Consider the following 11800-nt stretch of genomic DNA (forward strand, 5'->3'; position numbering starts at 1 on the left):
GGCCCGAGCCTGTCGCCTCGTGCGGGCCCGGTGGACCCCTGTGGTCCGCCGGGCCCCGTCGCGTCACGCCAGGGGCTTCCACTCCGGCGCGAGCATCGACCAGATCTCCTTGTCGTGGCGGACCCCGTTGTGCAGGAACCACTCGCGCAGGGTGCCGTCCAGCTTCATGCCGACCCGCTGGGCGACGGCCCGGCTGCGGGCGTTGGCGGAGGAGCACCACCACTCGGCGCGGTGCAGGCCCCGGGTGGTGAAGGCGTGGTCGAGCAGCAGCCGGACGGCAGCGGTGATCAGCCCGCCGCCCTCGCCGGCCGGCTCGGTCCAGGCGCCGATCTCGCAGACTCCGGTCCGGGTGCTGAAGGACACGAACATCACGCCGCCGACCAGCGTGCCGTCCCGCCAGATGCCGTAGATCCGGCCGGAGTCGCCGTTGTGGCGGTCGGCGTAGCGCTGCAGGGTGGCGCGGGCCGAGTCGAGGTCGGTGGAGAAGGTGGCCCAGGGGATCCACGGGTCGGTGTGGGCCCGCGCGCGGTCGATGTGCTCCAGGAACTCGGGGGCCTGCCACGGCTCCAGCGGGCGCAGTTCGGCGTTCTCGGCGAGCGGTACGGCAAACAAGGGCGAGGCCTTTCCGGGGTGCGGGGACGGCGGGAGGGCCGCCTGTGATCCGTCTGGTGGGCTGTCCGGTGATCCGTCGGGCGATCGGTCCCGTGATCGGTCCGGCGACCGGTCCGGAGATCATTCATAACAAACGTTTGGTATGTACGATAGCCCCCATGACGCCAGCCCGTGGAGACCATGACGCCCGTCGCTCTGAGGTCTCCGAGGGGGTCTGGAGGGTGCTCTCCTCGCGCGGCTTCGAGGGGTTGACCCTGCGTGCGGTGGCCGCCGAACTGGGCGCTTCCACGGGTCTGTTGACGCACTACTTCCCCAACAAGCGGGCGCTGCTGGGCCATGCGCTGGAGGAGCTGGACCGGCGCTCCGGCTCCCGTCCCCGGCGCACCGCCCCCGCCGACGGCAGCCCGCCGCCGCCCGCCGGGCTGGCCCGGCTGCGCGCGGCGCTGCTCGACGTCCTGCCGCTGGACGAGGCGGCCGTGGCCGGCAACCGGATCTGGGTCGGCTCCTGGGACGTCGCCCTCGCCGACCCCGAGCTCGCCGCCGCCCACGCGGGCCGGTACGGGCGCTCGCGCGAGGCGCTGGAGGGGCACGTCGCGGACGCGCAGCGGCTCGGCGAGCTGCCGGCCGGGGCGGACGCGGCCGCGCTCGCGGCGGCCGCGCAGGCCTTCGTGCTGGGGCTGGTGGTGCAGGCGCTGTTCGCGCCCGGGGAGTTCCCGCCGGAGCGGCAGACCGCGCTCCTGGACGGCTACCTGGCCGGGCTGGCCGCGGGCTGACGGGCGAAGCCCAGGGGTCGGGCCCGGCGGTCGGGCCCCGGCGATCATGGCTCGGCACTTGAGGGGCCGCAGGAGGCTTCGAGGGGGATTCGCCCCGAATTCCGTCATTCGGCGGGCGTGGCGCGTTTGGTCCCGAACCGGCGCCGATTGGCTGTGTGGAGTTTTCGCCGGGGCCATGACACGCATTGTCACGAGTTATGCGCGGTGAGTGTGCGGGGATTTCCCGGGCCGCCGTGGGCACCGGCAATGCGTCCGTCGCGGCGTTGGCCGACGGGAAAAGGCAGGTGGCGCCCCCAGCAGGATTCGAACCTGCGACCTACCGCTTAGAAGGCGGGTGCTCTATCCGCTGAGCTATGGGGGCGGGACGGACGGCGCCCAGGTGGGCGTGACCGTTGCCGGGATCGGGCGACGAGCGCGTGGGGCGCCCGCGTCCGGCCCCGTACCTCGAGGGTCGGGGTGTGGGGGTTGGTGGGCCCTCGCCCTGTCGGGGACAGGATAAGGGTGTCCGTTCCTCGGTCGGGTTCGACAGCACCGTCGTTGGTGTGTCGGCCCCGAAGGGGCGGTCCGATAATCGCAGGTGAAGGCCGTGTGTGCAGCGGTCTGGCAGTGTTCCGCGCCGGACGTTGTGCAGTCGTTACGGGGCTGCCGCCCCACCCGTTATGGATTTGACACGGAGAAAGTACCGCCTCCGGCGCGGGTGGGGGCCGTATTCGGGTTCCTTCGGTCGGATGACGTGCGCGGACGGCGGCCGGACCGCGTTCCGGGGTGTACGGACCGCGGGCGGGAGCGGTTCGAATGTTGTCATGACCGCGAAGAAGTGGGCTGCGAGGGGGGTCGGAAGGCCGAAATTCACCCCTGCGAGTGACCGGGGTTTTCCACAAGGCCGAGTTGTCCACAGGATTTCGGAACGCGCTGGCGGGGATTTCCGGGGAAGCGCACTCTCGACTCACGCCGTCGATTCCGTACGGTGCATCGGCGAGAACGGAGAGTGCGCCATGAGCGAGACTCAGGTGACGGTGATCGGCAATGTCGCGACGGAAGTGAGCTACGGCGAAACGGGCAGCGGGGTGCCGATGGCCACCTTTCGACTCGCCTCCACCGAGCGGCGGTACGACCGACAGCGGGAGTGCTGGATGGACGGTGACACGCAGTGGCTGACGGTGACGGCCTGGCGGGCGCTGGCGGTGAATCTGATCGGCTCGCTCGCCAAGGGGGATCCGGTGGTGGTGAGCGGCCGGCTGCGGGTGCGGGAGTGGGTCGAGGGGGAGCTCAAGCGCACCCGGGTCGAGATCGACGCGCGATCGGTCGGGCACGATCTCACCCGCGGGACCTCGGCGTTCCGCTGGGCGTCGGGGGTGCGGGGGCATCCGCCGGCCGCTGCCGGGGCGGCCGGCGGGGAGCTCGGCGGGCAGCCCGACGGCGAGGCGGTGCCGGGGTGGATCGCGGACGCCCTGGCGGCGCGCAAGGCGTCCGCGCTGGCCTCGGCGACGGCTGCGGGGGAGTCGGACGCGGAGTCGGCCGGGGTGGCGGCCGGGCCATGCAAAGATGGTGACGGAGTGTCTAATAAGGGAACTGAAGGTGAAGCGCAGATGGCGCCGACCTGACGTTGGGTCGACCTTAACTGTCGACAAATATGTAGATCGAGGCGGTTGTTGCGCCCGCACGCACAATGCCTATCGGTTAACGGAAAGTTCCGGAGAGTTTCTGTTTGATCGTCAGCTTGTGTGGAAATTGGGAGGATTGATAACGATACAGATACGGAATCGTCCTGATTTGGCATGGGGGTTTGCGGGCTCACGGGGCTCAATAGGATCGATCTGGTTCACACCCCGCAGCGGCGCCACATGGGGCACGCGCGGCACGGAAAGTCGGCGGGCTGCCGATCGGCAAGGCCCGGCCCGGAGGGAAACCAGATGTTCCAGACGCAGGGGCGGAGTCTTCCCCGCATAGCCACTGTCATGCTCACGACCAGCCTCGCCCTGGGCGGGAGTCTGCTCGCGGCCGGTGCGGCGGCTGCGGCCGCACCGGGTGCCGGCGTGACCGCCGTCGTCGAGAACACCATGCTCGGCGAGAGGATCGACGTCGACGGCGGCACCGTCGAGGGCGGTCTGTTCACCCTCAAGACGTCCAACGGTGAACTCCAGACCTACTGCATCGACTTCGGCAACCCGGTGTACCTCGACAGCCAGGCGAAGTACCAGGAGTCGGACTGGAAGTCGAGCTCGCTCGGTCGCAAGGACAAGGCGCAGGACGCCTCCAAGATCCGCTGGATCCTGGAGAACTCCTACCCGCAGGTCACCGACCTGGAGAAGCTGTCCACGGACGCCGGCGTCACCGGCCAGCTGAGCAAGGAGGACGCCGCGGCCGGCACCCAGGCCGCGATCTGGAAGTTCTCGGACGGCAAGAACGCCACCCCGCAGAGCCCCAAGGCCAAGCAGCTGCGCGACTACCTGATCGGCGACAAGAACAAGGGCATCGCCGCCGAGCCCAAGCCCTCGCTGACCCTCGCCCCGGAGTCCGTCTCCGGCAAGTCGGGCGCCAAGCTCGGCCCGTTCACGCTCAACTCCAGCGCCGGCCAGGTGAACCTGGCGGTGTCCGGTGCCGCCGCCGACAAGGTCAAGGTGCTCGACAAGGACGGCAAGCAGGTCGGCGGCGCCCTGAACGGCCCGATCGCCAAGGACACCCAGCTCTTCCTGGACGTCCCGGCCGGCACTCCGGACGGCGCGGCCACCCTGACCGCCTCGGCCGACACCGTCGTGCCCAGCGGCCGGGTCTTCCTCAGCGAGGGCTACACCCCCGAGCGGCACAGCCAGACCATGATCCTGGCCGGTTCCAGCAAGCTCAGCGTGAGCGCCACCGCCAAGGCCACCTGGAAGCAGGGCAAGGGCGCGCTGCTCGACAGCACCGCCCAGGTCGAGTGCGAGAACTCCGGCGTCCGCGTTACCGTCGCCAACGGCGGCGACGAGGCCGGCACCGTCACGGTGAAGCCGGGCAAGGACCTGACCGTCCAGCCGGGCAAGACCGAGAGCGTGGTCGTCCCGGTCACCAACAAGGCCGCCTACGACATCACCGTCACCGGCCCGAACGGCTACACCAACAACTTCAAGGGCATCCTGGACTGCAAGGGCACCGGCACGCCGACCCCCGGCCCGTCCACCCCGACCACGAGCGCCACCCCGACCACCCCGGGCACCCCGTCGACCTCGGCCAGCACCCCCGCCGGTCACCCGACCCCGGCTCCCACCAGCACCGCCCCGGGTACCGGCGGTCTGGCCCAGACCGGTGCCAATGACTCCACCCCGCTGGTGGCGGGCGTCGCCGGCGCCCTGGTCGTCGCCGGTGGTGCCGCGGTCTTCTTCCTGCGTCGCCGCGGCCGCCACGGTGGCAACGCCGCCTGAACCGGCAGCAGCCGCTGACCTGAAGCAGTAACCCGGCCCGGTTCCCCGCACCCGCTGCGGGGAGCCGGGCCGTCGGCCTTCCGGCGCCGCGTGCCGGATACCCCCGTGGGGGTCCAACCGGGCGATTCGGGGCTCCCGGCCGGGTGCGGCACAATGGAAGGCTGCAAGCCGAATTACTCCCGACGACGCCGGAGCGATCTCACGTGGCGGAATACATCTACACGATGCGCAAGGTGCGCAAGGCGCACGGAGACAAGGTCATCCTTGACGACGTGACGCTCAGCTTCCTCCCCGGAGCGAAGATCGGCGTCGTGGGCCCCAACGGCGCGGGTAAGTCCACCGTGCTCAAGATGATGGCCGGCCTGGAGCAGCCCTCCAACGGCGACGCCTTCCTCTCGCCCGGCTTCACCGTCGGCATGCTGCTCCAGGAGCCGCCGCTCGACGAGTCCAAGACCGTCCTGGAGAACGTCGAGGACGGCGTCAAGGAGATCAAGGGGAAGCTCAACCGCTTCAACGAGATCGCCGAGCTGATGGCCACCGACTACTCGGACGAACTGCTCGACGAGATGGGCAAGCTCCAGGAGGACCTGGACCACGCCAACGCCTGGGACCTGGACGCCCAGCTGGAGCAGGCCATGGACGCCCTGGGCTGCCCGCCCGGCGACTGGGCCGTCACCAAGCTCTCCGGTGGTGAGAAGCGCCGCGTCGCGCTCTGCAAGCTGCTGCTGGAGGCCCCCGACCTGCTGCTGCTCGACGAGCCCACCAACCACCTGGACGCCGAGTCGGTGAACTGGCTGGAGCAGCACCTGGCCAAGTACGCGGGCACCGTCGTCGCCGTCACCCACGACCGGTACTTCCTGGACAACGTGGCCGGCTGGATCCTGGAGCTCGACCGCGGCCGCGCCATCGGCTACGAGGGCAACTACTCCACCTACCTGGAGACCAAGCAGTCCCGTCTCAAGGTCGAGGGGCAGAAGGACGCCAAGCGCGCCAAGCGCCTCAAGGAAGAGCTGGAGTGGGTCCGCTCCAACGCCAAGGGCCGCCAGGCGAAGTCCAAGGCCCGCCTGGCCCGCTACGAGGAGATGGCGGCCGAGGCCGACAAGATGCGGAAGCTGGACTTCGAGGAGATCCAGATCCCGCCGGGCCCGCGCCTGGGCAACGTCGTCATCGAGGTCGAGAACCTCAACAAGGCCTTCGGCGAGAAGGTCCTGATCGACGACCTCAGCTTCACCCTGCCGCGCAACGGCATCGTCGGCATCATCGGCCCGAACGGCGCCGGCAAGACCACCCTGTTCAAGATGCTCCAGGACCTGGAGACCCCGGACAGCGGCACGGTCAAGGTCGGCGACACCGTCAAGATCAGCTACGTCGACCAGACCCGCTCCAACATCGACCCGAAGAAGACCCTCTGGGAGGTCGTCTCCGACGGTCTGGACTGGATCAACGTCGGCCAGGTCGAGATGCCTTCCCGCGCCTACGTGTCGGCCTTCGGCTTCAAGGGCCCGGACCAGCAGAAGCCGGCCGGCGTGCTCTCCGGCGGTGAGCGCAACCGCCTGAACCTCGCGCTCACCCTCAAGCAGGGCGGCAACCTGCTGCTCCTCGACGAGCCCACCAACGACCTCGACGTCGAGACGCTCTCCTCGCTGGAGAACGCCCTGCTGGAGTTCCCCGGCTGCGCCGTGGTCATCTCCCACGACCGCTGGTTCCTCGACCGGGTGGCCACCCACATCCTCGCCTACGAGGGCGAGAGCAAGTGGTTCTGGTTCGAGGGCAACTTCGAGTCGTACGAGAAGAACAAGATCGAGCGGCTGGGCGCCGACGCCGCCCGTCCGCACCGGGCCACCTACAAGAAGCTGACCCGAGGCTGACACCCAGCTGTCACGACGGCCCGGCAGAACGCCCTCCGGGGCGGCCTGCCGGGCCGCGGCCCACCGCCACCGCCCGGCGGCGGGCAACCCGGACACCCGGGTGACCGGATACCGAGGAGAACACCTGTGGCCCGCCACATCTACGCCTGCCCGCTTCGCTGGTCCGACATGGACGCCTTCGGGCACGTCAACAACGCGGTCTTCGTGCGCTACCTGGAGGAGGCCCGGATCGACTTCATGTTCACCCGGGCCGCCGAGGCCGGCGCAGGGGAGTTCGCGGGCGGGTCGGTCGTGGCACGCCACGAGATCGACTACAAGCGGCCGTTGGTGCACCGGCCGGAGCCGGTCACCATCGAGACCTGGGTGACCAAGATCGGCGTCGCCTCGCTGACCGTGGCGTACGAGATCAAGGACACCGCCGAGGACGGCAGCGACCTCGTCTACGTCCGGGCGTCCACCGTGGTCGTCCCCTACGACCTGGCCGAGCAGCGCCCGCGCCGGATCTCCGGGGTGGAGCGGGAGTTCCTCGGCCGCTTCATGGACGAGCCCCTCCTGAACGCGAAGGGTGCGGCGGCCGTCACCGCCGTCTGAGCGCCGAGACTCCCACCGATTCGAGTACCGATTCGAGCTGAACCACGTTGACCACCACCGCCCGTCTCGCCCTGACCGACGCCGGCGAGGCCGCCGACCTCGCCGCCTTCCTGCTGCGCCTGCTGCGGTTCGACAAGGCGGCGGCGGTGCGGTGCCAGGCGGTGGCGCCGGTCGAGGGGAACGGCGTGCTGGCGGTCTTCGGGCGGCTGCCGCTGGGCGGTTCGGGCGCGCTGGCGATCCGCACCGCCCGGCTGACCGGTCTCGGCGAGCCGGTCGACCGGACGGTCTCGGCGGGCCAGTTGCTGGACGGCGTGGACGGCGAGGCGGGCACCGTCACCCTGCCCGCGCAGGTGACCGGCCCGGCCTGGGCCGGGCTGCTGCCGCCGCGCACCGGCTGGCGGCCGGTGGGGGAGCCGCCGGTGGCCGAGGTGTATCCCGAACTGATGGCGGGCGTGCGTGAGTTCCGCGAGCGCAGCGAGGCCATCCCGGAGCACCACCGCACCCGCGCGGTGCTGGACCGACTGGCCGACGAGATCTGGTCCCGTCCGGTGTCGGCGCTGCCCGACCTGCCGCTGCGGGCCGTGCACGCGGCCTACGTGATCGGCTTCCTGAAGCCCGGTGCCCCGTTGACCGTGCACCGGGCGGGCGGCTGGCTGCGGCTGAGCGCCCCGGCGGGCTCGGTGGCGGTCCGTACCGCGGCCGCCCCCGGCGCGGGGTTGGGGCTCAGCCCCGTCAGGTGAGCCGGCCCGGACCTAGCCCTCGGTGTTGATCATCGAGGCGGCGGCGTAGGTGAGGTAGTCCCACAGCTGCCGTTCGGCCTCGGCGGGCAGGGCGAGGTCGTCCACCGCGGCGCGCATGTGCGCGAGCCAGGCGTCGTGCGCCGCGCGGTCCACCTTGAACGGCACGTGCCGCATCCGCAGCCGCGGGTGGCCGCGGTGCTCGCTGTAGGTGCGCGGTCCGCCCCAGTACTGCATCAGGAACAGCGCCAGCCGCTCCTCGGCCGGGCCGAGGTCCTCCTCCGGGTACATCGGCCGCAGCAACTCGTCCTCGGCGACGCCCTGGTAGAACCGGTGCACCAGCCGCCGGAAGGTCGGTTCGCCGCCGACCTGGTCGAAGAAGGTCTCCTCGCTGAGCGTGCCACGCCGGATCTCATTCACCCGACCATGGTCGCAGACGCCGGCGGGGCCGTACACCGGGACCAAAGGCGTACGACCCCGCGGGGCGGTTCATCGGGCGCGGTGGCTACGCGTCCTCCCACTTGAACAGCTTCCAGGCGATGCCGGTCAGCACGGCCGCGAAGAGCAGCAGGCCGCCCATGGTCGGCAGGGCGTCCATGACGCCGCCGCCGCGGGTCAGCACCGACTGCGAGGCCGTCACCAGGTGCTTCAGCGGCATGACCTCGGAGACGGTCTTCAGCCAGGCCGGCGCGTCGTCCAGCGGGAAGAACGAACCGGACAGGAAGGACATCGGCAGCACGATGATCTGCGAGATGCCGTTGGCCGCCTCCTCGGTCTTGGCGACCGAACCGGCCAGCAGGCCGATCGACATGAAGGCGAGCGTCGCGCAGGCCACCAGCGGGATGATCAGCCACCAGTTGCCGGTGAGCTTGAGCCCGAAGAAGCTCGTGGCGACCACCAGGAACACGGTGGTCTGGAGGAACGCGGTCATCAGCGAGACCACGATCCGCGAGCAGATGACCGCACCCGCGCTCACCGGGGCGAGCCGCAGCCGGCGCAGCACCTTCGACTTGCGCCACCCGACCAGGGTCAGCGAGGCGCCGAACACCGCGCCGGTGGCGATCGCCCAGCCGAGCAGGCCGGGGGTGAGGAACTGGATCGGCTTGAGCGACTTGTCCTCGACCTGCTGGGCGTCCAGCACGTAGGCCGGCGGCTGGCCGGTCGCCTTCTGGTTGGCGCTCTGGATCACCGAGTTGAGGATGCCCTGGACCGCGCCGGCGCGGACCGCGTCGGAGGCGCTGAAGCGCAGCTCGACCCTGCCGTCCGGGCCTTGCTCGATCATCGCGTCGAAGTCGCCCTTGCGGACCTTCTCCAGCGTGGCCGACTCGTCGTCGGTCCTGGTGATCGTGAGGACCGTGTCCAGCCCGGCCCGGTCGCCGCCCTGCATGGAGTCGAACAGCTTCACCGCGCCGACCTGCGCCACCTTGGCGTGCGGGCTGCCGGCGCCCTTCGTCACGGTGCCGAAGAACACCAGGAACACCAGCGGGAACAGCAGGATGAAGAAGGTCGCGGTGCGGTCGCGCTTCATCGACAGCAGCATCGCGCGGGACAGGCTCCAGAACGCGCTGACCCGCTCCCGCTCGGTGCCGGCGCCGGTCGAACCGCCGCGCGGGGCGGGGACCTTCGGCTCGGTGGAGGTGGTGGCGGTCATGCGCGGTACTCCCGTCCGGTCAGCTGGAGGAAGACGTCCTCCAGGGTGGCGCCGCGCACCTCGAGGCCGCGCAGCGCGTTCTGCTCGGCCAGGACGCTCAGGACCGGGGCCGGGAGGCGGGTGGAGACGGAGAGCGAGACGGTGTCGTCCTCCAGCGTGGCGATCTCGGCGCCGGCCGCGGTGAGCAACTCGCGGGCCCGGTCGACCGACAGCTGGCCGGAGGCCACGCTGATCCGGACGGTGTCGTCGATCTCGCGGATCAGCGCCGCCGGGGCACCGGTGTGCAGGATCTTCCCGTGGTCCATGATCGAGACCCGGTCGCAGAGGACCTCGGCCTCGTCCAGGTAGTGGGTGGTCAGGACGACCGTGCGGCCCTCGGAGTTGATGTCCCGCAGGAGGTCCCAGAGGTTGCGGCGGGCCTGCGGGTCGAGGCCGGTGGTGGGCTCGTCCAGGAAGACGAGCTCCGGGTCGTGGGCCAGTGCGCAGGCGATCGACAGGCGCTGCGCCTGGCCGCCGGACATCTGGTCGGTCATCACGCCGGCCTTGTCGGACAGGCCCACCCGCTCCAGCATCGCATCGGCCCGCTTGGGGCCGACCCCGTAGAACGACGCGAAGGTGTGGATGGTCTCCCGGGCCGTCAGTTTCCGGAAGAACGCGGAGGCCTGGAACTGCACGCCGATGCGCGGCAGCAGTTTCGGATTGCGCGGCCAGGGCGCCATCCCGAGGAGCTCGACCCGGCCCTCGTCTGGCTTCCGGACCCCTTCCAGGATCTCCATGGTGGTGGTCTTCCCGGCGCCGTTGGGGCCCAGGATCCCGTAGAACTCGCCGGCCTCGACGGTGAGTGACACCCCGTCGACGGCCTGCACATCCCCGTACCGCTGACGGATGCCATCAGCGGATATAGCTGCAGTCATGTGCCCTGAGCGTAGGGGTTGCGGGCGCGCTTGTGCACATCGGCGACGGGGATTTGTGGAATTCCTGAGCGAGGGGGAACGAAGCGGGCCGGGCGGAAGTCGAATTCCGCCCGGCCCGGCCGGAGTTGTCGCCGACGCGCCCTCGGACGCCCTTTCAGGCGCGGTGCACCGTGATGGTGGTCCAGGCGCCGACGTGGATCCGGTCTCCGTCGTTCAGCGGCACGGCGACGTGCGGGGCGACCGGCTCGGGGCCGCCGTTCATCGTCGTGCCGTTGGTGGAGTCCTGGTCGACCAGCACCCAGCTGCCGTCGGCCTGTTCGGCGAGCAGCGCGTGCTGGTGCGAGGCGCCCGGGTCCTCCGGCGGCACCGACAGATCGATCTCCGGCACGGTGCCGCGGTGCTGGCTGCGCCGGCCGATCCGCAGCTGGCCGCGGCCGGTCAGCGGGATGCGGCGCTCGGGGCAGTACGGCGGGAAGAACAGGCCGGCCGCCTCGGGGCCGCTGCGGGCCATCATCTCGGTGAAGTACTCGCGGTCGGCGGTGACCACCGCGATCCAGTTGGTCCGCACCGGCTGCGGCTGCGGCTGCGCGGCCTCGGGCTGCGGGTACGGTGGCATCGGCGGGGCCAGGTTGAACGAGGTGCCGAAGTCGCGGTTGCCCGTGCCGGCGTAGACCGGGCCGGAGTCCTCACGACCGGGGGCCTCGGGGAACGCGCCTTCCGAAGGAGGGTAGCCGTAGGTGTGGGCGGGCGCGGGAGCCTGCGGCTGCTGGACGGGCAGCTGGACGCCGTCCGGCTCGGCCGGCGGGGCGGTGCCGCCGTACGCCGCCGGGATGTTCAGCGGGGCCGGCGGCCCGACCGGCGGCGGCACCGGGGCGCCCATGCCGGCGGCCGGGGCCTGGCGGCGCGAGGGCGTGGACAGGTCGTAGTCGTACCCGCACTCCTCGCAGAACCGGCCGGTCTGCGGGCTGCGGCAGATCGGGCAGATCACCAGGCCCTCGGTGAGGTCCGGGAAGGCCTGCGCGGCGGGCGGCGGGACGGCCCCCGGCGGGGGCGGCGGCACGGCACCCGGCATCGCGCCCGGCGGGACGGCGCCCGGAGGCATCGGCGGAGGCGGCACGGGCGCCCCGTACGGCGCTCCTCCGTGCACCCCCGGGTGGGCCCCGGGCTGCGCCGGGGCCGGCGGAGTCATCGGAAAGCCGCAGAAGTCGCACCAGTCCTCGGCCTGCGACTCATGGCCCCTCGGGCAGATCGGCATC

General features: G+C 71.1%; 11 protein-coding genes and 1 tRNA gene. 6 read left to right on the plus strand and 6 right to left on the minus strand.

The window, feature by feature from the left end:
• Nucleotides 1-63: 63 nt before the first annotated feature.
• A complete protein-coding gene (locus F7Q99_RS19245) occupies nt 64-612 on the minus strand; it encodes a GNAT family N-acetyltransferase (protein WP_153463069.1) in 549 nt (182 codons plus the stop codon).
• Between the two features lie 158 nt (nt 613-770).
• Here F7Q99_RS19245 and F7Q99_RS19250 point away from each other — a divergent pair, with 158 nt between their 5' ends.
• Nucleotides 771-1385: a TetR/AcrR family transcriptional regulator gene (locus F7Q99_RS19250; protein ID WP_153463071.1), complete on the plus strand. Its 615-nt coding sequence runs from the start codon at nt 771-773 to the stop codon at nt 1383-1385.
• A 285-nt stretch (nt 1386-1670) separates the two neighbouring features.
• Here F7Q99_RS19250 and F7Q99_RS19255 read toward each other — a convergent pair.
• Nucleotides 1671-1746, minus strand: a tRNA-Arg gene (locus F7Q99_RS19255).
• Nucleotides 1747-2380: 634 nt separating this feature from the next.
• Here F7Q99_RS19255 and F7Q99_RS42620 point away from each other — a divergent pair.
• The 5 genes from F7Q99_RS42620 (at nt 2381) to F7Q99_RS19280 (ending at nt 7982) form a co-directional block, all read left to right on the plus strand.
• On the plus strand, nt 2381-2989 hold the full coding sequence (locus F7Q99_RS42620; protein WP_195911109.1) for a single-stranded DNA-binding protein: 609 nt from the start codon (nt 2381-2383) through the stop codon (nt 2987-2989).
• 354 nt (nt 2990-3343) lie between these two features.
• Entirely contained in the window at nt 3344-4783 is a 1440-nt protein-coding gene (locus F7Q99_RS19265; RefSeq protein ID WP_195911110.1) for a Cys-Gln thioester bond-forming surface protein, read from the plus strand.
• A 203-nt stretch (nt 4784-4986) separates the two neighbouring features.
• Entirely contained in the window at nt 4987-6651 is a 1665-nt protein-coding gene (gene ettA, locus F7Q99_RS19270) for an energy-dependent translational throttle protein EttA (protein ID WP_326846869.1), read from the plus strand.
• 126 nt (nt 6652-6777) lie between these two features.
• The gene (locus tag F7Q99_RS19275; protein WP_326846870.1) at nt 6778-7242 is read left to right on the plus strand and encodes an acyl-CoA thioesterase; all 465 of its coding nucleotides are present in this window, start codon (nt 6778-6780) and stop codon (nt 7240-7242) included.
• 47 nt (nt 7243-7289) lie between these two features.
• The gene (locus F7Q99_RS19280; RefSeq protein ID WP_153463075.1) at nt 7290-7982 is read left to right on the plus strand and encodes a hypothetical protein; all 693 of its coding nucleotides are present in this window, start codon (nt 7290-7292) and stop codon (nt 7980-7982) included.
• Nucleotides 7983-7994: 12 nt separating this feature from the next.
• On the opposite strand, the gene F7Q99_RS19285 is transcribed toward F7Q99_RS19280, so the two are convergent.
• From F7Q99_RS19285 to F7Q99_RS19300, 4 genes are all read right to left on the minus strand, one after another.
• Nucleotides 7995-8399 carry a globin gene (locus F7Q99_RS19285; RefSeq protein WP_326846871.1) on the minus strand — a complete coding sequence of 135 codons (405 nt, stop codon included), beginning with the start codon at nt 8397-8399 and terminating at the stop codon, nt 7995-7997.
• An 85-nt stretch (nt 8400-8484) separates the two neighbouring features.
• Nucleotides 8485-9630 (minus strand): ABC transporter permease, encoded by a 1146-nt coding sequence (locus F7Q99_RS19290; protein WP_230210262.1) that lies wholly within the window; start codon nt 9628-9630, stop codon nt 8485-8487.
• The gene (locus tag F7Q99_RS19295; RefSeq protein WP_153463079.1) at nt 9627-10544 is read right to left on the minus strand and encodes an ABC transporter ATP-binding protein; all 918 of its coding nucleotides are present in this window, start codon (nt 10542-10544) and stop codon (nt 9627-9629) included. The genes F7Q99_RS19290 and F7Q99_RS19295 overlap by 4 nt, the downstream gene beginning before the upstream one ends.
• A gap of 154 nt (nt 10545-10698) precedes the next feature.
• Nucleotides 10699-11646 (minus strand): FHA domain-containing protein, encoded by a 948-nt coding sequence (locus F7Q99_RS19300; RefSeq protein ID WP_230210263.1) that lies wholly within the window; start codon nt 11644-11646, stop codon nt 10699-10701.
• Between the last annotated feature and the right edge of the window lie 154 nt (nt 11647-11800).

This window comes from Streptomyces kaniharaensis (genome assembly GCF_009569385.1).
Lineage (GTDB): Bacteria > Actinomycetota > Actinomycetes > Streptomycetales > Streptomycetaceae > Kitasatospora > Kitasatospora kaniharaensis.